General features: G+C 70.9%; 21 protein-coding genes and 2 riboswitches. Of the genes, 14 read left to right on the top strand and 7 right to left on the bottom strand.

Going from position 1 to position 22,285, the window contains the following annotated elements:
• Positions 1 to 31 precede the first annotated feature (31 nt).
• Positions 32 to 2,788 carry an alpha-amylase family glycosyl hydrolase gene (locus tag Aiant_RS02240; protein WP_189330694.1) on the top strand — a complete coding sequence of 919 codons (2,757 nt, stop codon included), beginning with the start codon at positions 32 to 34 and terminating at the stop codon, positions 2,786 to 2,788.
• A gap of 48 nt (positions 2,789 to 2,836) precedes the next feature.
• Here Aiant_RS02240 and Aiant_RS02235 read toward each other — a convergent pair whose 3' ends face one another.
• Positions 2,837 to 3,193, bottom strand: coding sequence for a MerR family transcriptional regulator (locus Aiant_RS02235; protein WP_189330693.1), 357 nt, complete (start codon positions 3,191 to 3,193; stop codon positions 2,837 to 2,839).
• A gap of 89 nt (positions 3,194 to 3,282) precedes the next feature.
• Between Aiant_RS02235 and Aiant_RS02230 the strand changes: the two genes are divergently transcribed.
• A complete protein-coding gene (locus tag Aiant_RS02230; protein WP_212846917.1) occupies positions 3,283 to 3,753 on the top strand; it encodes a hypothetical protein in 471 nt (156 codons plus the stop codon).
• Between the two features lie 25 nt (positions 3,754 to 3,778).
• Here the strand turns inward: Aiant_RS02230 and Aiant_RS02225 are convergent, their stop codons facing one another.
• On the bottom strand, positions 3,779 to 4,981 hold the full coding sequence (locus Aiant_RS02225; RefSeq protein ID WP_189330692.1) for an epoxide hydrolase family protein: 1,203 nt from the start codon (positions 4,979 to 4,981) through the stop codon (positions 3,779 to 3,781).
• Between the two features lie 56 nt (positions 4,982 to 5,037).
• Positions 5,038 to 5,873 (bottom strand): IS5 family transposase gene (locus Aiant_RS02220; protein WP_425322655.1). Its coding sequence is split into 2 segments (ribosomal slippage): positions 5,038 to 5,553 and positions 5,556 to 5,873, totalling 834 coding nucleotides; the frame shifts between segments, so codons are not numbered across the junction.
• 219 nt (positions 5,874 to 6,092) lie between these two features.
• Between Aiant_RS02220 and Aiant_RS02215 the strand changes: the two genes are divergently transcribed.
• The 4 genes from Aiant_RS02215 (at position 6,093) to Aiant_RS02200 (ending at position 10,005) form a co-directional block, all read left to right on the top strand.
• Positions 6,093 to 7,310, top strand: a complete 1,218-nt coding sequence (locus Aiant_RS02215) for an NAD(P)/FAD-dependent oxidoreductase (RefSeq protein ID WP_189337010.1) — start codon at positions 6,093 to 6,095, stop codon at positions 7,308 to 7,310.
• A gap of 241 nt (positions 7,311 to 7,551) precedes the next feature.
• The gene (locus tag Aiant_RS02210) at positions 7,552 to 8,370 is read left to right on the top strand and encodes an alpha/beta hydrolase (protein WP_189337011.1); all 819 of its coding nucleotides are present in this window, start codon (positions 7,552 to 7,554) and stop codon (positions 8,368 to 8,370) included.
• Positions 8,371 to 8,484: 114 nt separating this feature from the next.
• A complete protein-coding gene (locus tag Aiant_RS02205) occupies positions 8,485 to 9,486 on the top strand; it encodes a zinc-binding dehydrogenase (RefSeq protein ID WP_189337012.1) in 1,002 nt (333 codons plus the stop codon).
• Positions 9,487 to 9,510: 24 nt separating this feature from the next.
• Positions 9,511 to 10,005 carry a hypothetical protein gene (locus Aiant_RS02200; protein WP_189337013.1) on the top strand — a complete coding sequence of 165 codons (495 nt, stop codon included), beginning with the start codon at positions 9,511 to 9,513 and terminating at the stop codon, positions 10,003 to 10,005.
• Here the strand turns inward: Aiant_RS02200 and Aiant_RS02195 are convergent.
• Positions 9,992 to 10,603, bottom strand: a complete 612-nt coding sequence (locus Aiant_RS02195; RefSeq protein WP_189337014.1) for an NAD(P)-dependent oxidoreductase — start codon at positions 10,601 to 10,603, stop codon at positions 9,992 to 9,994. The two genes, Aiant_RS02200 and Aiant_RS02195, sit on opposite strands and share 14 nt — an antisense overlap.
• 62 nt (positions 10,604 to 10,665) lie before the next feature.
• Between Aiant_RS02195 and Aiant_RS02190 the strand changes: the two genes are divergently transcribed.
• From Aiant_RS02190 to Aiant_RS02180, 3 genes are all read left to right on the top strand, one after another.
• Entirely contained in the window at positions 10,666 to 11,034 is a 369-nt protein-coding gene (locus Aiant_RS02190; RefSeq protein ID WP_189337015.1) for a winged helix-turn-helix transcriptional regulator, read from the top strand.
• 243 nt (positions 11,035 to 11,277) lie between these two features.
• On the top strand, positions 11,278 to 13,950 hold the full coding sequence (locus Aiant_RS45370; RefSeq protein ID WP_229831518.1) for an EAL domain-containing protein: 2,673 nt from the start codon (positions 11,278 to 11,280) through the stop codon (positions 13,948 to 13,950).
• On the top strand, positions 13,947 to 14,405 hold the full coding sequence (locus tag Aiant_RS02180; protein ID WP_189337016.1) for a hypothetical protein: 459 nt from the start codon (positions 13,947 to 13,949) through the stop codon (positions 14,403 to 14,405). Before Aiant_RS45370 ends, Aiant_RS02180 begins: the two co-directional genes overlap by 4 nt.
• Here Aiant_RS02180 and Aiant_RS02175 read toward each other — a convergent pair.
• Positions 14,363 to 14,617, bottom strand: coding sequence for a hypothetical protein (locus Aiant_RS02175; protein ID WP_189337017.1), 255 nt, complete (start codon positions 14,615 to 14,617; stop codon positions 14,363 to 14,365). The two genes, Aiant_RS02180 and Aiant_RS02175, sit on opposite strands and share 43 nt — an antisense overlap.
• A gap of 604 nt (positions 14,618 to 15,221) precedes the next feature.
• Between Aiant_RS02175 and Aiant_RS02170 the strand changes: the two genes are divergently transcribed.
• On the top strand, positions 15,222 to 15,782 hold the full coding sequence (locus Aiant_RS02170; protein ID WP_189337018.1) for an RICIN domain-containing protein: 561 nt from the start codon (positions 15,222 to 15,224) through the stop codon (positions 15,780 to 15,782).
• On the opposite strand, the gene Aiant_RS02165 is transcribed toward Aiant_RS02170, so the two are convergent.
• Positions 15,776 to 17,362: a methyl-accepting chemotaxis protein gene (locus Aiant_RS02165; protein ID WP_229831519.1), complete on the bottom strand. Its 1,587-nt coding sequence runs from the start codon at positions 17,360 to 17,362 to the stop codon at positions 15,776 to 15,778. The genes Aiant_RS02170 and Aiant_RS02165 overlap by 7 nt on opposite strands.
• Before the next feature lie 233 nt (positions 17,363 to 17,595).
• Between Aiant_RS02165 and Aiant_RS02160 the strand changes: the two genes are divergently transcribed.
• The 4 genes from Aiant_RS02160 (at position 17,596) to Aiant_RS02145 (ending at position 21,060) form a co-directional block, all read left to right on the top strand.
• The gene (locus Aiant_RS02160) at positions 17,596 to 18,045 is read left to right on the top strand and encodes a MarR family winged helix-turn-helix transcriptional regulator (protein ID WP_189337020.1); all 450 of its coding nucleotides are present in this window, start codon (positions 17,596 to 17,598) and stop codon (positions 18,043 to 18,045) included.
• A gap of 52 nt (positions 18,046 to 18,097) precedes the next feature.
• A riboswitch (glycine riboswitch) is annotated at positions 18,098 to 18,201 on the top strand.
• Between the two features lie 4 nt (positions 18,202 to 18,205).
• Positions 18,206 to 18,286, top strand: a riboswitch (glycine riboswitch).
• A gap of 32 nt (positions 18,287 to 18,318) precedes the next feature.
• Entirely contained in the window at positions 18,319 to 19,359 is a 1,041-nt protein-coding gene (gcvT, locus tag Aiant_RS02155; RefSeq protein ID WP_189337021.1) for a glycine cleavage system aminomethyltransferase GcvT, read from the top strand.
• 12 nt (positions 19,360 to 19,371) lie between these two features.
• Positions 19,372 to 19,731 carry a glycine cleavage system protein GcvH gene (gene gcvH / locus Aiant_RS02150; RefSeq protein WP_189337022.1) on the top strand — a complete coding sequence of 120 codons (360 nt, stop codon included), beginning with the start codon at positions 19,372 to 19,374 and terminating at the stop codon, positions 19,729 to 19,731.
• Between the two features lie 39 nt (positions 19,732 to 19,770).
• Complete coding sequence (locus tag Aiant_RS02145; protein ID WP_189337023.1) at positions 19,771 to 21,060, top strand: L-serine ammonia-lyase; 1,290 nt, start codon at positions 19,771 to 19,773, stop codon at positions 21,058 to 21,060.
• Positions 21,061 to 21,097: 37 nt separating this feature from the next.
• Here the strand turns inward: Aiant_RS02145 and Aiant_RS02140 are convergent, their stop codons facing one another.
• A complete protein-coding gene (locus Aiant_RS02140; protein ID WP_189337024.1) occupies positions 21,098 to 22,219 on the bottom strand; it encodes a glycoside hydrolase family 12 protein in 1,122 nt (373 codons plus the stop codon).
• Positions 22,220 to 22,285 lie beyond the last annotated feature (66 nt).

Here is a 22,285-nt window from a genome sequence, read left to right as displayed (position 1 = left end):
GATCTCATCGCAAGTCTCCTGGGGAGGTTCGATGCGCATACGTTCGGTACTGGCCATGCTGCTCCCGGCCGTATTGACGGCCGGGGCACTGACGTCGCCGGCCCGGGCCGGCGGGAACGACCTGCCGGGCCGGCACTCCGTGCGGGCTCCGGTCTCCGACGAGAACTTCTACTTCGTCATGGCCGACCGGTTCGACAACGGGGACACCGACAACGACACCGGCGGGCTCGGCGACGACCGGCTGGTGTCCGGGTTCGATCCCACCCAGCGCGGGTTCTACAACGGTGGTGACCTGGCCGGGCTGCGGCGGCGCCTGGACTACATCGAGGGCCTCGGCACGACGTCGATCTGGTTGACGCCGAGCTTCAAGAACAAGGCGGTGCAACTGGAGGACGGGCCGTCGGCGGGCTACCACGGCTACTGGATCACCGACTTCACCAAGATCGATCCGCACCTCGGCACCAACGAGGACCTGCGGGCCCTGATCGACGCGGCGCACCAGCGCGGCATGAAGGTCTACTTCGACATCATCACCAACCACACCGCCGATGTGATCGGGTACGCCCAGGGCGCCCGCCGGCCGTACGTGAGCAAGGACGCCGTGCCGTACCGGACCGCCGCCGGCCGGCCGTTCGACGACCGGGACTACGCCGGCACGAACCGCTTCCCGGCGCTCGACCCGGCCGTGTCGTTCCCGTACACCCCGGTGCTGGACCCGGCCGAGCGGAACCTCAAGGTGCCGGCCTGGCTCAACGACGTCACGCTCTACCACAACCGCGGCGACACCACCTTCACCGGCGAGAACTCGTACTACGGCGACTTCTTCGGCCTCGACGACCTGTTCACCGAGAATCCGCGGGTGGTCCGCGGGATGATCGACATCTACGAGACCTGGATCCGCGACTTCGGCGTCGACGGCTTCCGGATCGACACGATGCGGCACGTCGACGACGCGTTCTGGCAGCAGTTCGGCCCGGAGGTGCTGGCCTACGCCCGGGCGCACGGCAAGCCCGAGTTCTTCATGTTCGGCGAGGTCTACGACACCAGCCGGCCGTTCGGCTCGCACTTCACCACCACCGACCGGATGCAGGCGGTCCTCGACTTCCCGTTCCAGGACGCGGCGCGCACCTTCGCCTCGCGCAGCGGGCCGGCCGGTGCCCTGGCCCAGTTCTTCGAGGGCGACGACTGGTACACCGACGCCGACTCCAACGTCTACCAGCTGCCCACCTTCCTCGGTAACCACGACATGGGCCGGATCGGCACCTTCGTGGTCACCGACAACCCGGGCGCCGGCGACGCGGAATGGCTGGCCCGGGACCGGCTCGCCCACGAACTGCTGTACTTCTCCCGCGGCAACCCGGTCGTCTACTACGGCGACGAGCAGGGCTTCACCGGCGCCGGCGGGGGCCAGGACTCGCGGCAGAGCATGTTCGCCAGCAAGGTGCCGGAATACCTCAAGGACGACCTGCTCGGCACCGACGCCACCCACGCCCAGGACAACTTCGTCGATTCACACCCGCTTTACCGTACGATCAGCGGCCTCGCCGCGCTCACCCGGCGGTATCCGGCGCTGCGCGACGGCGCACACCAGAACCGGTACGCCGACGCCCAGGCCGGCGTCTACGCCTTCTCCCGCATCGACCGCGAGCACCAGCGCGAGTACGTGGTCGCGCTCAACGACAGCGAGCAGCCGAGGACCGCCGCCATCCCCACCTACCTGGCCGGCGGCACCTTCCAGAAGCTGTACGGCACCGCCCCCGACCGGGCCCGCTCCGCCGCCGACCGCCGCCTGACGGTCACCGTGCCGCCGCTGTCAACCGTCGTGTACGCGTCCACCGGCCGGATCCCGGCGTCCCCGGCGGCGCCTGCCGTCTCGCTGACCCGGCCCACTCCGGTGGCCGCCTCGTCCGGGCGGATGCAGGTGGGCGCCGAGGTGGCCGGCTCGTCATTCACCGAGGTCACCTTCTACGCCCGGACCGGGCGTGGTGGCTGGACCCCGATCGGCACCGACGACACCGCACCGTACCGGGTGTTCCACGACGTGTCCGGCCTGCGTACCGGGCAGGCGGTGGAGTATCGCGCGGTGGTGCTGGACAACGCCGGGCACACCGCCACCAGCCGGACCCGGGCCACCCGGGTCCCGCCGCCGGCGGTCACCATCGAGTCCCCCGCCGAGGGCAGCCAGGTCCGCGGCACCGTCGAGGTGCGGGCGGTCACCGATCCCGAGCGGGCCGGCCAGGCGGTGCGGTTCGAGCGCAGCGTCGGCGACGGCGCCTGGACCGGCATCGGCCGGGACACGTCCTCGCCGGCGTACACCGTCCGCGACGACCTGGCCCCGCTCAACCTGGCCGCGGGCACCCCGATCCACTACCGGGCGATCCTCACCGAACCCGGCGGCACCCGGGTCACCAGCGCGGTCCGCACCGTCCGCTACGCCGGACCGCCGGTGACCGTGGCCACGCTGCGCTACCTGCGGCCGGCCGGCGACTACACCGGCTGGGGCCTGCACCTCTGGGGTGACGCCGTCGACCCGGCCACCCTGGCCACCGTGACCTGGGACCGGCCCCTGCCGCCGGCCCGGATCGTGGACGGCTGGGCCGAGTTCGACATTCCCATCGCCGACGACACCAAGCCGGTCAACTTCATCGTCCACCAGCCGGGCGGCGACAGCGTGCCGGCCACCCGGGAACCCGGCGGCGACCGATCCTTCATCCCGATCGACAACCCGCAGGTCTGGGTGGTGCAGGGCGACCCTGCCGTGTACCCGAGCCGGCCACCGACGGCCTGACGAATCCCGCCACCACGAGCCGGCACCCCCGGTTCGCGGTGGCGCCGCTCAGGTCTCCGGGCGCAGGGGGCAGCCGGTGCCGACCCGGTCCGCGAGGTCGGCACGCATCGCGGCCAGCTCGGCCATCCGCGCGTCGATGATCCGGATCTTCTCGGTGAACAGCAGGGACAACCGCTCGGCGCTGTCCGGCGCGTCGCGGACCTCCTCGCCGAGGCGGCCGATCTCGGCGAGCGAGAAACCGAGCGCCTGTGCGGTGCGCACGTAGTGCAACCAGGCGACCGTCTCGGGCGGGAAGTCCCGGTAGCCGTTGGCCAGCCGCCGGCTGGTCACCAGGCCGACCTTCTCGTAGAAGCGCACGGCGTCCGTGGTCAGGCCGGCCTGCGCCGCGAGCTCGCCGATCAGCACGATCCCCCCGGCCCACAGATTTGACCTTGGAGCGTACTCCAGGGTTTAGCGTCGGGCGTCACCGTCCAGAACGCCTCGGGGAGTAGTTCGTGCGCACCTTCGGCAACCCGTTCAGCCCCGCCTACCGGCGCGTCGTGCGCGCCAGCGCGTGGTACGACCTGATCGTCACCGCCGGCTTCATGACCCCGTGGACCTACGGATTGCTGCACCGCCTGCTGTCCGCGACCGGCGACAGCCTCGGGCTGGGGCCGCTGCCGCCGCAGGAGCCGATGATGATTCTGTACGCGAACCTGATGGGCTCGGTGGTCGTCGTCTGGTCCGTGCTGCGTCTGGCCGGGACGCTGCCGGTGCACGGCGCGTACGACGGCGTCGCCCGGGCGCTGTTCTCCACCTGGATGGCGTATGGGCTCACCGCCGGCGCGAGCGCCATCCTCTGGCCGTTCCTGATCGTCGAGGTGAGCTGGGGCGTCGTCCAGCTCACGCCGTGGCTGGGCCGGTGCTTCACGCGCGGCGTCACGTCGGCCGGGGCGGGTCCCGGGCCCGGCCGCGTGCCGGCCTGACCACCGCGTCCTGGCCGGTCCGCGGTCACCGCAGCGGGCGGAAGGCGGCTCGTAGCTGCGCCGCGAACAGTTCCGGTTCCTCCCAGGCGGCGAAGTGGCCGCCGCGTTCGGCTTCGCCGAAATAGTTGAGGGTGGGGTATGACTTCTCGGCCCAGCTGCGTGGTGTCCGCCAGATCTCGCCGGGGAAGGTGCTGAAACCGACCGGGATCCGGGGCGGCGGGAGGGGCCGGCTGCCCGCGGCGGGTGCGTCCGGTCCGTAGGCTTCCCAGTAGGACCGTGCGGCGGACGCACCGGTTCCGGTCAGCCAGTAGGTCGTGATGTTGTCCAGGATGTGTTCGCGGGTGAGGTTGCCGGAGGGCTGATCGTCGACGAACGCTCGGGTGATCTTGTAATAGGCGTCGGTGTCGTGGTCGATCATCCAGGCGGCGAGTGCGGCCGGCGAGTCGAGCAGTGCGTACCCGATCGTCTGCGGCCGGGTCGCCATCTCCACGAAGTAGCCGTTTCCGCTGGTCTGGAACGTTGTGATGGCGGCCAGGGCGGCGCGTTCGGCGTCGGTCTCGTGCGGTAGCGAGGCCGGGTCGTTGAGGGCCGGTACCAGCAGGTTGGTGTGGATACCGGCCAGCCCGTCGGGTCCGATCCTGCCCATCGCATCGGTGACACCGGCGCCGACGTCACCACCCTGAGCCACGTAGCGGTGGTAGCCGAGTCGGCGCATGAGCTCCGACCAGGCCCGCGCTGTCCGGGCGAGGTCCCACCCGGTCTCGGCCGGCTCGCCGGAGAAGCCGTATCCCGGCAGCGAGGGCAGCACGAGGTGGAACGCGTCGGCCGGCGTGCCGCCGTGTGCGGTGGGGTCGGTGAGCGGGCCGACCGCGTCGAGCATCTCGATGACCGAGCCCGGCCAGCCGTGCGTCATGATCAGCGGCAGCGCGTCCGGGTGCGCGGACCGGACGTGCACGAAGTGAATCCCGACGCCGTCGATCCGCGTGGTGAACTGCAGTAGCGCGTTCAGCCGGGCGGCGACCCGCCGCCCGTCGTACTGTGTTGCCCAGAACTGGTGCAGGGCCCGCATGGTGGCCAGTTGCACTCCCTGGGTGCGGTCGCCGACGATCTCCCTGGTCGGCCAGCGGGTCGCGGCGAGGCGGCGCTGGAGATCGTCGATCGCGTCCTTGGGGATCTGTACGGTGTACGGCCGGATGACATCGCCGGCCTGCTGCTCGGGCGTGGTCATGTCCCGCTTTCCTCTCCGTCGAACCGGCTCGCGACGCCTAGGAAGCGTCTCTCGGATCATGGTTTGGCCCAGAGCAGGATCCCTGCGAGGGTGAGTGCGGCCTGGTAGTGGACGGCTAGTTTGTCGGTACGCATGGCCAGGCCGCGCCATTGTTTGAGTCGGTTGATGCAGCGTTCGGCGATGTTGCGCTGTCGGTAGGCGACGGGGTCGAAAGCAGGTGGACGGCCGCCGTGACTGCCTCGCCGCAGACGATGTTCTTGCTGGTCACGCGGCTGTGGAATGGTTGCGCGGATGCCGCGGCGGCGCAGCCAGGAACGGATCGCCCTCGACGAGTACGCCTTATCCGCGAGAACCCGCCGTGGCCGTTGTCGTGGCCGTCCGGATCCTTGGCGGGGCACGCGGATGGCGTTCATGACCGTTTCGAACTGTGGTGCATCACCGGCCTGGCCGGCGGTGACCACCAGGCTCATCGGTCGGCAGCAGGAATCGGCGGCCAGATGAAGCTTGGTGGTCAAGCCGCCGCGGGACCGGCCGAGGCCGTGGTCGGCGGGTTCTCGCCGACGTGGTCTTTTCCCGGCCTGAGCCCGGCCGCATGCTGATGGGCGCGGACCACGGTCGAGTCGACTGCCGTGACCAACCAGTCCAGTTCGCCTGCCGCGTCCGCGTCGGCCTGCACCGCGGTCAGCACGTTCTGCCAGGTCCCGTCTAGGGTCCAGCGCCGGAACCGGGAGTAGGCCCCTTTCCACGATCCCAGTTCGTCGGGCAGGTCGCGCCACGGTGACCCGGTGCGGTACTTCCACGCGATCGCTTCGATCACCTCACGGTGATCAGCCCACCGGCCGCCGCGTTGCGGCGACCGGTCCGGCAGATGGGGCTCCACCCGAGCCCACATGTCATCAGAGATCCATCGACGAACCGGCACGTTCCATCAACGAGCCAACGTGATCCGAGAGACGCTTCCTAGTCACACGGGTGGCGTCCATCCTCGGGACTCTCCGGCGGCGGCGCATCACCCCGCGAGGATGAGTCGCGGCCGGGCGTGTGGTGTTACACCGGCAGGACGGAAGGAGCCCCTCCTTGAGTACGACCGATGCCAGAGACGTGGCCTCCCATGGGTGAACTCGCCACCGGCGACAGCGGCTCGGTCGTGGTCGCCGGCGCCGGCTATGCCGGGTTGCACGTCGCCTTGCGCCTGACGGCCAGGTTGGACAAGCACCCCGAGGTCGAGCTGGTCCTGATCGACCGCAACGACTACCACCAGGTGCTCACCGAGCTGCCCCGGCTCGCCGCCGGCACCCGTGCCGCCGGGGCGGTGCGGCTCCCGCTGCAGGAGGTGCTGGCCGAGCGGGTCCGGTTCCGCCAAACCGAGATCATCGGTCTCGACCTGGCCGGCCGCAGGCTGCTCACCCGGGCCGGGCCGATCGGCTGGCGGCGCCTGGTGCTGGCGCTGGGCAGCCGGCCCAACGACTTCGCCATCCCCGGGCTGGCCCAGCGCACATTGCCGGTGTACTCGGTCGATGACGCCGAACAGGTGTGGGCGGCGGTCGGCCGGGCGCTCGACGACGCCGCGCTGACCGCCGACCCCGAGGAACAGCGCCGCCGGGCGACCGTCGTGGTCGGTGGCGGTGGCGCCACCGGGGTCGAGCTTGCCGGTGAGCTGGCCGAGATACTGCCCGAGCTGGCCAGTCGGCACGGTGTGGCGCCGGACCGGCCTGCGGTCCTGCTGGTCGAGGCGGGCCCGGCCATCCTGGCCGGCTCCTCGCCCAAGCTGGTCGACGAGGCCACCAGGATCCTGGCCGAGCTGGGTGTGCAGGTGCATACCGGCGCGGTGATCGCCGCCGCGACCGAGGAGGCGTTCCGCCTCGAGGACGGGCGGCTGGTGGCCGGTGGCGTGTTCGTCTGGGCCGGCGGGGTCAAGGCACCGGACCTGGTCGCCGCATCCGAGCTGCCGACCGGCCACAACGGCCGCGTCGAAGCCGACCGGTTCCTTCGCGTCCTGGACCACCCGGACATCTATGTCGCCGGCGACCTGGCCTCGGTGACCGATCCGGACAGCGGCCACGTGCTGCCCCCGCTGGCGCAAGTAGCGCTGGAGGAGGGCGAGACGGTGGCCCGCAACCTGCACGCAGAGCTGGACGGCTCGGCACTGGAGGCGTTCACCTTCCACGACAAGGGGTTCGTCGTCTCGGTCGGAACCCGTCGCGGGGTCGCCGACATCGCCGGCTTCACCAGCGGCGGGCGGCTGGCCCACCTGCTCAAGGACGCCATCGAGTGGGAGTACCGGCAGTCCGTGCGGCATCTGCGGGGCTGGGACCCACTGATCCGGTAACCGGAGAGGAAGACATGAGCGCAGAAGGCACATCGGACCGCGACCTGGCCTCCCTCGGGCTCGCGGTCACGCGATGGGGGCTGGTCACGGTCTTCGTGTGGGTGGGTGCACTCAAGTTCCAGGACCGGTTCCGGCCAGGCGGGATCACGACGCGGGTGCTGCTGACCTCATCCCCGCGGGATGAGGTTTCGGCCGCTCGGCGGTTCCTAGGGTGGCCGCAGCCCTCATCGGAAGGAGAGCCATGACCGAGCCGACGAGCACCGCTCTGCCGATCGTGCTGATCCACGGACTGTGGATGACCGCCCGCAGCTGGGACCGCTGGGTGGATCACTACCGGGCGAAGGGCCACGAGGTGATCGTGCCGAGTTACCCCGGATTCGAGATCGAGGTCGAGGCACTGCGGGAAAACCCCAAGATCATCGCAGAGGCCTCGGTGCCCGACACGCTCGAGCACCTCAGCGAGGTCGTCGAGAGCCTGGACCGGCCGCCGATCATCATGGGCCACTCCTTCGGCGGGACCCTTACCCAGCTCCTGGTCAACCGGGGTCTGGGCGCCGCGGCGGTGACGATCGACTCGGCGCCGCCCGAGGGCGTGCGGGTGAACCCGCCGTCGCAGATCAGGTCACTGTTCCCGATTCTGCGGAACCCGGCCAACCGGCACCGCGCGGTCGGTTTCACCAAGGAGCAGTTCCACTACGCGTTCGCCAACACGGTCAGCCGGGAGGAGTCCGACGCGGCATACGACCGGCTGCACATCCCGGCGCCCGGCAACTGGGTCTGGGCTTACGGCCTGATCGCGAACTGGAAACCCGGCCACCAGGAGACCTGGGTCGACTACGACCTGGACGACCGGGCCCCGCTGCTGTTCATCATGGGTGGCAAAGACCACCTGATGCCGCCTTCGGTGATCCGCTCCAACGCGAAGAAGTACCGCAACTCCGACGCGCTCACCGAGACCTACGAGTTCCCGGACCGCTCCCACTTCACCGGCGTCGAGCCCGGCTGGGAGCAGGTGGCCGATTACGCCCTGGACTGGGCCACCAGACACGCCCGCCGGTGAACGCCCGCACCCGATGATCTCGTGTGGCTGCCGCATGCACCGATGATCCACCCGCGATCCATGTCTTCGTGGTAGGCCTTTGGGGGACCGGGAAGCCGAAAGGTGGAGGAATCGATGCTGGCTGGCCGTCTGAACGTGTCGTCCGGGAAGTTCGCCGTCGAGGAGGTGGACGAGCCACACGCCGGGCCCGGGCAGGTCCGGATCGCGGTGCGGGCGGCCGGGGTGTGCCTCTCCGACGTCCACCTGATCCAGGGCATGCTCAAGCCGCTGCACCTGACCGGGGAGAGCGTCACGCTCGGGCACGAGACGGCCGGGGTGATCGACGAGGTGGGCGCCGGGGTCACCGGGCTCACCGTGGGGGAGCGGGTGCTGTTGCAGGCCGGCGAGCTGCGCGGCGCGACCGTGCTGACTCGCGGCGTCGACTACGACGGCGGCTGGGCGCAGTACACGGTGGCCACCGCCGGGACCGTGGTGCCGATCCCGGACACCCTCTCGTTCGAGCAGGCCTGCTTCATCCCGGACGCGGTCTCCACACCGTGGGCGGCGATCACCACGACCGCCGCGGTGCAGCCGGCCCGGGCGGTCGGCGTCTGGGGTGTCGGCGGGCTCGGCGCGCACGCCGTGCAGCTGCTGCGGGTGATCGGGGCGGCGCCGATCATCGCGGTCGACCCGCTGCCCGGCGCCCGGGAGCGGGCCCTTCAGTTCGGCGCCGACCTGGCCCTCGACCCGGGCGACCCGGAGTTCGGCTCGCTGGTCGCCGAGGCCACCGGCGGGGTGGGGCTGGCGCACGCGTTCGACTTCGCCGGGGTCGGGGCGGTCCGCTCACAGGCCGCCCGGACCCTGTCCAAGGGTGGCCGGCTCACCCTGGTCGGGCTCACCGACCAGCCGCTGACCATTCCGGACGGCACCCGGTTCAGCTATCTGGAGCAGGAGATCCGCGGGCACTACGGCTCCGGGCCGGAGCACGTGCTGGAGCTGCTGTCGCTGGTCGCGCTGAACCGGGTGGAGTTCTCCCGGTCGGTGAGCGGCACCGTGCCGCTGGCCCAGGCCGCCGACGCGGTGCGCCAACTGGACGAGAAGGAGGGGAATCCGATCCGGTTGATCCTCGTGCCGTGACCGCGAATAAGCGACCATGAATCGGTGAGCAAAACCAGGTCGATCGGCTGCTACGGTGCGCCGCCGCCGGATCAACCCGATCCGGGGCGGGAGATCTGGGCGTACGACGGCGCCCTCGCGATCCTGCTCGGTCAGCTCCTGCGCGACGTCGAGAGCATCCCGCCGGAGCATCGTCCGGACTGGTGGGAGGCCCGGGTGGAGGAGATCCGCACCCAGGCGATGTTCAGTGACCTCTTCTTCGACGTCGCGCTCGGGCTGGACACCGGGGAGCGGGAGGAGTTCGCCGAGCTGCTCGACGACACCGCCGCGCGCCTGCTGGAACGGGCGCCCCGCACACCCGGGCAGTCCGACGACTGGCATCTGGTCTTCCGGGGCGACCACGCGTACGACGTGGGGCCGATCGCCGAGCTGGGCGGGGCCCTCGCCGCGCTGCTCCGGGGCGTGCTGCCGCTGCCGCCGCCCGGCACCCTGTGGTTGTACGGGGCGCCGGGCGGGCGGACCACGATCAGTCCTCGTTGAACACGGCCACGCGGGTGCGGTGCAGGGTGGGCTTCACGATCTCGTCGATCACGGCGAGGGCCAGATCGGCGTACGAAAGACTGCCTCCGACGGCGGCCTCGCCGCCCAGCCGATAGCGGCCCAGCCTGGGATTGTCCAGCGACAGTGAGGCCGGCGGCGTCAGCATGGCCCAGTCGGCCTCCGAGGTGCGGAGCCGGGCCAGCCCGGCGGTGTGCGCGTCACCGAAGGCCCGGAACGGCTCGGGCAGCGGGCCGGCGCCGTCGAGGTTGCTGAACAGTCCGATGGCGATCACCCGCGGCACGCCCGATCCGGTCAGCGCGTCGGCGGCCTCGACGAAGAAGTCCGGGTCGAGGTCGAGCCGGGCGAGCTGCTCCGGGCCCGAGGCCGGGCTGACCGCGTGCACCGCGGCGTCGTGGTCTTTCACCAGTGCGGCTACGCCGGCCGGGTCGGTGATGTCACCGCGTACGGCGTCCGGCAGGTCGGGATGCCGGGCGGGATCCCGGACGACGGCGGTGACGGCGAGGCCGCGGCTCCGGGCCTCGGCGACGATGGCGCGGCTGGCGCGGCCACCCGCGCCGAAGACAACGATGCTGGTCATGCCGGGGACGCTAGGCGACCCACCCCCGGTTACCGCAACGAAACCGGCGTTACGCTCGTCGGATGACGGCCAGCCTGAGCCCGGACATGTTCGACGCCGCCTGCCCGACGACCGTGATGCCGTTCCAGATCGGGGACAAGTGGACCGCGATGGTGGTCCTCTGCCTGGAGGGCGGCCCGCGCCGCTTCACCGAGCTGCGCGTCCCGCTCCGCACGGTCACCCCCAAGGTCCTCTCCGCGACCTTACGGTCGATGGAACGTGACGGATTGATAACCCGATTCGCGTACGACGAGAATCCGCCCCGCGTCGAGTACGCCCTCACCCCGCTGGGCCGCAGCCTGCTCACCCTGGTCGCCGCCGCCCGCACGTGGTGCACCGACCACCTCGACGACCTCCTCGAAGCCCGAGCCGCCTTCGCCGCCCGCGACTGACCCTCGGTTACGGACGAGCTCCCAGATTTTCCGAGACATCTCCGATCTGCTCTGAGCTGCTGAGATGTGGTCGTGACTCTCTTTCGGGGGACTTAGTCGGCCGGAATGGCACACGAAAGGCGCTTCTGGCGTAGCGCTCGGAGGCTCCGGAGTCCATCATGAACAAAGGCCGTCCGGCCGATGACACTCTGGAGGATCGGTGGTCCGCTCCGCTGTTGCCGGCGACGCCGGCTGAGCACCGAGATGGCACGTTCCTCCGCGGCGGAGGACCTCGCCGGCGCGTTGCCGAGTCCGGGCGGCGGGCCCGGTGACCGGCGCCTGGTGTCGCCGCCGGCAGATGCCAGCAGATTCGTACGCGAGTTCAAGCAGCTCTACGAGCAGGCGGGCCGGCCTCCGCTGCAAACGGTGCAGCACGACGCCGCGCAGCAGAAGCCACCGCTGAAGGTGTCGATCAGCAGTCTGAGCGACTGGTTCCGGGGCGTCACCATGCCGGCCGACCCGAGCGCGGTTCGGTTCCTGGTCGACTACCTTCGCCGTCGTGCCAAGGGCGCGGTCGTCGCACCCACCGAGGCGTGGCTGACCTGGTACGAGCAGGCCCGTGCCGAGGCGCGGAGCAGGCGAGGCACCCGCCGGGCCCGCGGTCTGGCGCCCGTCGACCTGCCGGCCTCGCCCATGCGGGATCTGCGCGATGCCCTCCTCTTCCTCTATCGCCGGGCCGGTGCGCCCTCGCTGGCCGAGCTGTCCGCCCGGATCCGAGACAACGATGCGCTGCCGGGCACGCCGAGCCGCGACACGATTCACCGGATCATCACCGGGCGGGTGATGCCGAGCAGAGCCGATGCGGTCACCCTGGCGGCCGTGCTGGCGACCACGGGTGAGGTCGACCTTCCCGACGCGGTGCGGAACATCGGCGATCTCTGGTCCGCCGCGTCCAGTCCGGCTTCGGGCAGCCTGAGCACCCGGGTAGGTAAGCCGGTCGGTGACTGGGATCCGCTACTACTGGGCGTGCATCCGGTGGCCGAGTCCGCCGAGGGGGAAGGGCTGCCGCCGTACATCGCCCGGGAGCACGACGACCGGTTGCGCGGGATCGTCGAGCAGGCCATCGCTGCCGGTGACAATGCGTTCGTGGTGCTGGCCGGGGCCTCGTCGACCGGTAAGACGCGTTCCCTCTGGGAGGCGGCGCGGCACCTCGACCAGGAGAATCCGGGCCGGTGGCGGGTGTGGTACCCGTACGATCCGACCCGGCCCGAGGCGGCGGCGGAGGGGGTCGGCCGGGTCGGGCCGCATACCGTGGTGTGGCTGGACGACGTACACGCCTACCTGCGCCCCGCTGATCCCGCGCTGGGGGAGCAGGTCGCCGCCGGGCTCCGGACCCTGCTGACCGGTGCCGGGCGCGGGCCGGTTCTGGTCTTCGGCAGCGTCTGGCGGGAGCAGTGGACCGACCTGGCCACGCGTCCGCCGGCCCACGAACCGGACCGGTATGCGCAGGCCCGTCACCTACTTACCGTGGCCCACCGGATCGATGTCCCGGATCAGTTCTCGCCGTACGAGTTGGAGGCGGCCATGATCGCTGCCGACCCTCGTCTGCGCTATGCCGCGGAGCGGGCCGGAGACGGCCGGATCACCCAGTACCTGGCCGGCGCCGCGACCCTGGTCCAGCGTTACCGGCTGGCGCCACCGCCGGTGCGCGCGGTGCTCGACACCGCCGTCGACGCCCGCCGGCTGGGCCATCCGGAGACGCTGCCGTACCGCCTTTTCGAGCAGGCCGCCCCCGGCTACCTCGACGACTTCGAGTGGGAACGCCTCGGCGACGACTGGCTGGAGAGCGCACTCCGGGAGGCCGGCACGCCCGGCGCGGGCACGTCGGGCCCCCTGGTCCGGGTCAGGGAGCGGCCGTCCGGGGCACGTGTCTCCGAGCAGCCGGTCTTCCGGCTTGCCGATTTCGTCGAGCAGATCGGCCGGACCGAGCGGGCCGGGTTGCTGCCGCCGTCCTCCTTCTGGGCCGCGGTCCTGGTCAGTGTCCGGGATCCGGACGTTCTCCAGGAGATGTGTCGCCGGGCTCGGCGCCTCGACGGGATCGACGGTCAGACGCTGGAGCGGCTCGCCGAGGCCGCCGCCACGACCTCGCTGAACAGCGAGATTTCAGTCGCCGTCGAACAGGCGCCGACCGACCGGCTGGCGCTCTACTTCCAGCCGATCATGGATCTCCGGACCGGACGGGCAGCCAGCCACGAGGTACTTCTGCGGGTGCGGGACGGGAACGGCGTTCCACTGTCGCCGGCTGCGGTGCTGGAGGCCGCGGAAGACCGGGACGAGGTGCTCGCCATCGACCTGTGGGTCACGGAGCGAGCGATCCGGCTCGCCGCCGGGCAGCCCGGGATGCGACTGCAGATCAACCTGTCCGGCCGGTCGATCGGCGAGCCCCGGCTCGCCGACGAGGTGGAGCGCCTGGTACGAGAGTCGGGAGTGAACCCTGAGCAGCTCACTTTCGAGATCACCGAGACGGCGCTGATCGGGAACTTCGACGCGGCCAGGCGTTCCGCCGAACGGATCCGGGAGCTGGGCTGCCACCTCGCCCTGGATGACTTCGGCTCCGGGTATGCCTCGTTCCGCTACCTCCGGCTGTTCCCCCTCGACCTTGTCAAGATCGACGGCGAGTACATCGTGGACCTGGTGGACAACCCGCAGGACCAGGTCCTGGTGCGGGCGCTGGTCCAGGTCTGCCAGGCCTACGGGATCCAGACCGTCGCCGAGTTCGTGCAGGACGAGGCGACCTTGCGGATGCTGCGTGAGCTGGGTGTCGACTATGCCCAGGGCTACTTCGTCGGCCGGCCGGCACCGGCGATCGAGCCGGCTGCGTCGCGCGGCCCGGCGGAGGATCGGGCCGGCGCCGCGCTCGGTGGAGAAGCGTCATGAGCGGGAAAGAGCCCGGGTCCGGTGGCTCGGACCGGCGGGAACGTAGGAGAAACCCGGCGCCGGACCGGAAGGAGGTGCCTGCCACGCCGGACGAGGTGATCCTGCGCCAGGACGAGCCGCCGAGCAACCAGCTCGACTACGACGACCGGCACGACACCCGCGCGACGAACGACGTGCGGACGGCGATGCTCTACGAGCGTCTGCGCAGGGAGAAGCGTAAAGACGCCTGGGTCCGGCTGGGACAGTGGCTGGTGGGCTTCGTCGTGCTGTTCGCCGTCTACCTGGTAGCAGTCGTGATCATGACACGATGGCTGCCGCTGGACATGACACCGCAGGCGCCCGGGATCGTCGGTGCGGCCTTCCTTGCCGCGGGGGCCGGGGTGATCGGTGGCCGGGCGGCGTGGCTTCGTGCCTACAGCTGGTGGTCGGCCCGGCGGGCTGAGGCCCGTCGCTGAGGGTCGGTTGTCTCCTCATCCCCGAGACGCCTGCCGAGCAGGGCACCGCCGAGGAACGCGGCAACGCCCACCACCGACACGACGGCTGCGGTGCCGGTGACGGTGAAATGCGCGAGCAGCGAGCCGATCAGCACCGCACCGAGAACGACACTGCCGAAGAGACCGGCGCGCAGCGCGCTCCGGCGGATCGTTGACGCGATATAAGAAGGCACTGCCTCGACCTTAGCGCGTGGGAGAGTTCCGGATGGTCGCCGCCATTCATGATCCATTCTCGGGGGCCGGTTCGCGTCATCCGGGCAGGTGATCCGGAACGGGTGGGGTCATCAGGCCAGCAGCGCTGCCGTGAGCGCGGGCACGCCGTCGCCGGACAGCTCGGGGAGTGCGGCCGGGCGGCCCGCGATGGTCAGCAGCAGGGCGCGCATCGGGCCGCGCACTTCCGGGCCGGCGCCGTGTGACCAGGTAGGTCACGCCGAGGGTGTGCCGGCGCGAGCCCGCCATCGCGCGGATCGCGGCGATCAGCTGTCCGGGCGGGTGGGTCGTGGCCTGGCGGCGGGCCATGTGCGCGACCGTGCGGTCCACGCTGCCGCGGAAGTGGGCCATCGTGGACAGCGGGCCGCCGAGGCCGAGCTGGTGCAGGGTGAGGTGGGTCAGTGCCCGGACGCCGCGCGATCCGGCGGTGACCGAGTTCGATCAGGTGGCGGGACCGGAACGTAGGCGGTGCGGCCGGGAAAACCCCGTAGATTCACCGATTCGGAGCCACCCGATCGCCACCTAGCTTCGAGGACGTTCCCGATTCTCGGAGAGGTTGTGAGGTCCATGGTGGTAAGAGCGTTTCGCCTGGTGCTGGTGCTGCTGATGGCATCGTTCGGGCTGTTCGTGGTCGCTGACGGCGCCCGCGCGCAGCCCGACGCCGGGCCGGCGGTCCTGGCCGGGGAACTGCATCGCATCAGGAATGCCGGCAACGGCCTGTGCCTGCAGCCGGAGGACCAGCCCGACCCCGATCCGCGCATCCTGCAGATGACCTGTACCGGCCGGGCGAATCAGGCCTGGACGGTGCTCGGCAACGGCAAGGGCCGCTACTGGTTCGTCAACGCGGCGGGCGGACGCTGCATCTCGGTGGGGGACGTTCCGATCGACCACGGGATCGTGGTCGCCGGCAACTGCACGCTCAGCGACGGCAGCGGCCGAACCCCCAGCAACGCCCAGTGGGTGGCGTCCGGCTCCGTGCCGGGCAGCACCTTCCTGCGGAGCTGGGTGGGCCGGGACGACACCACCTTCTGCCTGGACGTGCCCGGCGGGTCACCGTCGCCCGGCCTGGCGGTGCAGCTGTACACGTGCAACAGCACCCTGGCCCAGAAGTGGACCATCGGTCAGTAGCGGAAGGCGGTCACCAGGCCGGTGAGGTCGGTGGCCATGGTGGTGAGGCTGGTGGCGGCCTCCTGGGTGGAGCGGGCCGCCTCGGCCGTGGACGAGGCGACCTCGGCGACGCCGGACACGGTCCGGGCGACCTCGCCGCTGCTGGTCGCCGCCTCCGCCACCGAACGGCTCATCTCGGCGGTGGTGGCGGTCTGCTCCTCGACCGCCGAGGCGATCGTGGTGGTGTAGTCGCCGACCCGCCCGATCACCTCGGTGATCTCGCCGATCGCCTCGCCGGCGTTGTTGCTGGACAGCTGGATCGCGCTGATCCGGGCGGTGATCTCGTCGGTCGCCTTCGCCGTCTGCTGGGCCAGGTCCTTGACCTCGCCCGCCACCACGGCGAAGCCCTTGCCCAGCTCGCCGGCCCGAGCCGCCTCGATGGTGGCGTTCAGCGCCAGCAGGTTGGTCTGCTCCGCGATCGCGGTGATCAGCCGGACCACGTCGCCGATCTCCGCGCTGGCCACGCCCAGCTCGGCGACCTGCGCGGTGGTCCGCTGCGCGACCGAGGTGCCCTGCTGCGACACCTCGGCCGCCTGCGCCGCGCTGGAGGCGATCTCGGCGATCGAGGCGCTCATCTGCTCGGCGCCGGCCGCGATGGTCTGCACCCCGGTGTTGATCTCCTCGGAGGCCGCCATGGCCGTGTTGGCCCGTTCGGCGGCCTCGGCCGCGCCGGTCTGGAGCTGCGTGCTGATCGTGGACAGCTCGTCGGAGGCGGACGACAGCGTGACCGCCACCTGCCCCATCTGGTCCACGCTGGTGCGGACCGCGGCGATGCCGGTGTCCAGCTCGGTCGCCATCCGGCCCAGCTCGTCCCGGCCGGTGACCGCCGCCGTCACCGTCAGGTCCCCGGCGGCCAGTGCCCGGCTGACCCGGCCCACCGCGTCGAGCGTGCTCATGATCCCGCGGACCACCAGGACCGCCAGCGCCAGCGCGGCCGCCACCCCGATCACCAGGACCACGATCATCTGGTTACGCGCGGTGTGGTAGTCGGCCGCCGTCTCGGCTCGCTTCTCCTGCGCCACCCGCGTCTCGATGCCGACCAGCTCGGTCAGGGCGGCCTGCGCCGCGTTCAATGCCGGTCGTGCGGCCGTGTCCCGGGCCTTCTGGAATCCGTTCAGGTCGCCGGCGGCGGCCAGCGGCACCAACTGCTCCTCGCGGGCCTTGCGCAGCGTGACCAGGGCGGTGCGGAACCGTTCGACCGCCGCCTCCCGGCCGGTCATGTCGGTGGCGGTGTAGTCGGCGAAGGCCTTGTCGGCGTCGGCGTCCGCGGCGGCGATGGCCTGCTTGTCGGCCTCTCGCGCGGCCGGGTCATGACTGATCAGCAGGCTCATCAGCTCGCTCCAGGAGCGTTGCACACCCTGACCGACCACGCCGAGCTGGGCGATCGGCACCAGGTTCTGGCTGTACAGGTACTCCGCCGCATCAGCGGTGGAGTGCAGCCGGACCAGGCCGAGCAGGCCGACCGCCATCGCGGCCAGGGCCGCCACCAGCACCGCCGTGTACAGCTTCAACCGGACCGACAGGTCGTTCAACCAGCGCATGTGAACCCCCCGCATGCTCCCGCCCGGCGGCAACGCCGTCGTGACCGCCCGCAGTCGGGATCCACTGTTCCTATCGGCGGTAACCAGACGCTCCTTACCCCTAACGTCCCGTCTGGGTTAAAGGCGGACTTTTGGGGCAGGGCCGACCCGGTCGAGGGCGGGGCAACGGCGGCGGCCGGCGTACGAAAGGATCTGGAAGGTTTCACCCGTGCCGCCGTGATGAGGTCTTCCCCATGAGCGACGAGAGTCGTGGATCGCAGCTGCTGCCGGTGCTCGCGCAGCTGGTCCGTTTTCTGCGGCAGCTGGAGGGCCCGGACAACCCGAGCTCGATCGCGCTCTCGGTGCTGCGCCGGCTCAGCGACGAGGGCCCGGCGCGGGTGACCGACCTGGCCCGGCTGACCCGGGCGTCGCAGCCCGGGATGACCCAGCTGGTCGGCCGGATGGAGCGGTCCGGGCTGGTCCAGCGGGTGCCGGACCCGAACGACGGGCGTGGCGTCCTGGTCGGCGCGACGCGGTCCGGGCGGGACCTGCTGGCCCGCACCTACGCGCACTACGCGGCGACGCTGGACGGCATGTTCGCGCGGCTGGAGCCGGCCGACAGCGAGGCGATCATCAGGGCGTTGCCGGCGCTGGGCCGGCTGGCCGCGGCGGGGGAGAAGGGCGACACGGCCAGTGGATCTTGATGGCTCCGGCGCGGCCTGATAGCTTCCGAAGCACAAAAGAAGACTTCGCCGCGACGCCGCTGCGGGAGAGCACTCGTCCGCTGGGAAGCGAGACGGGTCGCCGAAGGAGCAAATCTCCCTCAAGAATCTCTCAGGCACACGTACCGCAACGGTCAGGCGACTCTGGAAAGTCAGCTCCCGTGAGCTGCGCCCAAGGTGCAAGCCGCCCCCGGCGGTGAACCTCTCAGGCCCCATGACAGAGCGAGGGAGGCCGACTGTCAAGGAGCCTCCCTGTTGCGACGCACCGCGCTTCACCACGTTCATCAGCGTCTCGGCGCCTCATTCACCGGGTTCGCCGGCTGGGAGATGCCGGTCCGGTACGGCAGCGACGTCGCCGAGCACCACAGCGTACGGAAATCGGTCGGGCTCTTTGACCTGGGCCACATGGGACAGATCGAGGTGAGCGGGCCGGAAGCGGCCGCCTTCCTGGATTACGCCCTGGTCGGGCGGCTGTCGGCGGTCGCCGTGGGGCGGGCCAAGTACACGATGCTGTGCCACACCAACGGTGGCGTGCTCGACGACCTGGTCGTCTACCGGCTGGAGCCGCAGCGGTTCCTGGTGGTGGCGAACGCCGCGAACGCGCCGATCGTGATCGCGATGCTGGGGGAGTACTCCGGTGGGTTCGCGGTGACGATCACGGCGCTGGACCGGGCGCTCGTCGCGGTGCAGGGGCCGGACGCCGTGCGGGTCGTCGGGGAGCACGCCGACCTGCGGTACTACGGGATCAAGGCGGAGCGGCTGGCCGGCAAGGACGTGCTGCTGGCCCGGACCGGGTACACCGGCGAGGACGGGTTCGAGATCTACTGCGCGAACGCGGACGCCGAGGCGATCTGGGAGTGGGCGCAGGCGGCCGGGGCCCAGCCGGCCGGGCTGGCCTGCCGGGACACGCTGCGGCTGGAGGCCGGGATGCCGCTGTACGGGCACGAGCTGACGGTGCGCACCACGCCGTTCCACGCCGGGCTGGGCCGGGTGGTCGCGCTGGACAAGTCGGACTTCGTCGGTGCGGCGGCTTTGCGGACGGTCACGCCCGAGACCGAGCTGGTCGGGCTGGTGACCAAGGGGCGGCGCTCGCCGCGGGCCGGCCACGCGGTGCTCGACGCGGTGACCGGGGCGAAGGTCGGCGAGGTGACCAGCGGGGCGCCGTCGCCCACGCTCGGGCACCCGATCGCGCTGGCCTACGTGGCCCGGGATCGCGCCGGCGGTTCCCTGGTGGTCGACGTCCGCGGGACCCGCGAGGCCGCCGAGATCGTCTCCCTGCCCTTCTACAAGCGATAGCGAGGTCGGACCATGCGTTTCACCAAGGATCACGAATGGCTGACCGAGGAGGAGATCGCCACGGTCGGGATCACCTCGTTCGCCGCGGACGCGCTCGGTGACGTCGTCTTCGTCGAGCTGCCCGAGGTGGGCACGGTGGTCAGCGCCGGCGACCCGGCCGGGGAGATCGAGTCGACCAAGTCGGTGAGCGAGGTCTACGCCCCGGCCGACGGCGAGATCGTCGAGGTCAACCAGGCGGTCGTCGACGATCCGGCGCTGATCAACTCGGATCCGTACGGCAAGGGGTGGCTGTACCGGCTGCGGATCAGCGGGACGCCGGTGACGCTCTCCGACGTCGAGTACGAGGCGCTGATCGCGGGGGAGACGTCGTGATACCTCAGTTCGCCGGGGCGCGGGCCGATGGGCGGGGTCATGGCTGTCTCGGTCTTTGACCTCTTCTCCGTCGGCATCGGGCCGTCGAGCTCGCACACCGTGGGGCCGATGCGGGCCGCCCGGATGTTCACCGCGCATCTCGACTCCCGGGTGAGCGGGGTGCGGGCGGAGCTGTTCGGGTCGCTCGGGGCCACCGGGCACGGGCACGGGACGCCGCGGGCGGTGCTCCTGGGGCTGATGGGGCACGATCCGGAGACCGTGGACACCACGCTGGAGCCGCCGGCGGACGGCCGGATCGGCTCGCTCGACGTCGACCTGGTGCTGCACCGGCGGCGGGCGTTGCCGGAGCACCCCAACGGGATGATCTTCACGGCGCTCGGAGCCGGTGGGGAAGAGCTGTTCAGCAAGAAGTACTTCTCGGTTGGCGGCGGATTTGTCGTAAGTTCGATGATAAATCCGGACAAAACGGCGGTGGCTTATCCGTTCTCCTCCGGGGCCGAGCTGCTGGAACTCACCCGGACGACCGGGCTGTCCATCTCGCGGATCATGCTCGTCAACGAGGGCGCCTGGCGCTCGGCGGACGAGGTGCGGGAGGGGCTGCTCGGCATCTGGAAGGTGATGCACGAGTGCGTGTCCGCGGGACTGGACGCCGAGGGCGTGCTGCCCGGCGGGCTGAAGGTGCGGCGCCGGGCCGCGGCGACCGCCCGCCAGCTGCGCGCCGCCGGGGACCCGCAGGTGCACTCCATGGAGTGGCTCACGGCGTACGCGATGGCCGTCAATGAGGAGAACGCGGCCGGAGGTCGCGTGGTGACCGCGCCCACCAACGGCGCCGCGGGGATCATCCCGGCCGTGCTGCGGTACTACCTGGACTTCGTGCCGGGCGCCTCGCCGGAGGGCGTGGTCCGGTTCCTGCTGACGGCCGGCGCGATCGGCCTGCTGTTCAAGGAGAACGGCTCGATCTCCGGCGCCGAGGTCGGCTGCCAGGGCGAGGTCGGCTCGGCGTGCGCGATGGCGGCGGCCGGGCTGGCCGAGGTGCTCGGCGGGACGCCGGAGCAGGTGGAGAACGCCGCGGAGATCGGCATGGAGCACAACCTGGGCCTGACCTGCGACCCGGTGGGCGGGCTGGTGCAGATCCCGTGCATCGAGCGCAACGGGATGGCGGCGGTCAAGGCGGTCACCGCGGCGCGGATGGCGCTGCGCGGGGACGGGAAGCACCACGTGTCGCTCGACAAGGTCATCAAGACCATGAAGGAGACCGGCGCGGACATGAAGATCAAGTACAAGGAGACGTCGCGGGGCGGGCTCGCGGTCAACGTCATCGAGTGCTGAACCCGGTCCGGCAGCGATGCCGGACCGGGTCGCCGGGTCAGGCCCGGGTGCAGGCCGTGCCGTTCAAGGTGAATCCGGTCGGGGCGGTGAACGAGCCGCTGTAGGTGCCCTGGAAGCCGAACGACGTGCTGGCGCCGGCCGCGATGCTGCCGTTGTGGCTGACGTTGCGTGCCGTGATCGCGCCGGACGTGCCGCTCAGCGTGGCGTTCCAGGAGCCGGTGACGGACTGGCCGGAGGGCAGCGTGAAGCCCAGACTCCAGCCGTTGATCGCGGCGCTGCCGGTGTTGGCCACCGTGACGTCGGCGGTGAAGCCGGTGTTCCAGACGTTGGTCGCGTAGGTGACCCGGCAGGCCGCCGAGCCGCTCGGCGGGCTGGACGGCGGCGGCGAGGACGGGGATCCGCCGCCGTTGACCGCCGCGGAGAAGTTGGTGACGGCCAGGCCGGTGCCGCCGATCCACGGCTCGAAGCCGGCTTGGATGCTGGTCAGGTACCACGAGTTGGTGACCGAGCTGCGCGTCTTGGTGTCGTTGATGAAGTCCAGGACGCTGAAACTCCAGCTGGCGATCGGGGACGGCGCGACGTAGGAGACGACGGCGTTGGAACCGTTGCTGCCGGTCCACACCTCCCAGGTGCGCCCGCCGATGGTGGCCGTGGCGGTCCGGGAACCGATCGGCTGGATCGAGCCCTGCCGGTTGAACCAGATCATGATCTCCTGGGCGTTCACGCCGTCCTTCTTCGGCGACGGGTCGAGCCAGATGTCGTAGGCCGCGTCGTAGGTGGCGCCGGAGACGTAGTTGTAGCTGATGCTGCTGGTCGCGCTGCTGATCTGGCTGACCTGCATGGGCAGGTTGGTGCCGGGCGAGCAGTTGGTGTAGTGGCAGCCGTAGAAGACGGCCGGGTACGACACCGGGGCGCCGCTGGTGCTGCCGACGCCCTGCTGGGTGGTGATGGCGAAGCCGGTGCTGGTGACGTTGATGCACTGCTGGGCGCTGGTGCCCCAGCGGTTGTTCATCACCACGTAGCGGCCGCCGATGGTGGTGGAGCCGTACTGCTCGCAGATCTGGGTGTCGGCCTGGGCCGGACCCGCCGCGATCACTCCGGTGATCGCGGCGGCGGCCAATACGCCCGCGGCTAACAGGGCGCGGAGGGAACGGGTCATGGGGGAACTCCTTCTCAAGCGAAGGTGGGAGCGCTCCCAGCGGACGTTACCTCAGATTGATGTTCG

The organism is Actinoplanes ianthinogenes, from assembly GCF_018324205.1.
GTDB classification, from domain to species: domain Bacteria; phylum Actinomycetota; class Actinomycetes; order Mycobacteriales; family Micromonosporaceae; genus Actinoplanes; species Actinoplanes ianthinogenes.
Note: the sequence above shows the minus strand (reverse complement) of the source record. Positions and strands in the feature narration are given on the sequence as shown.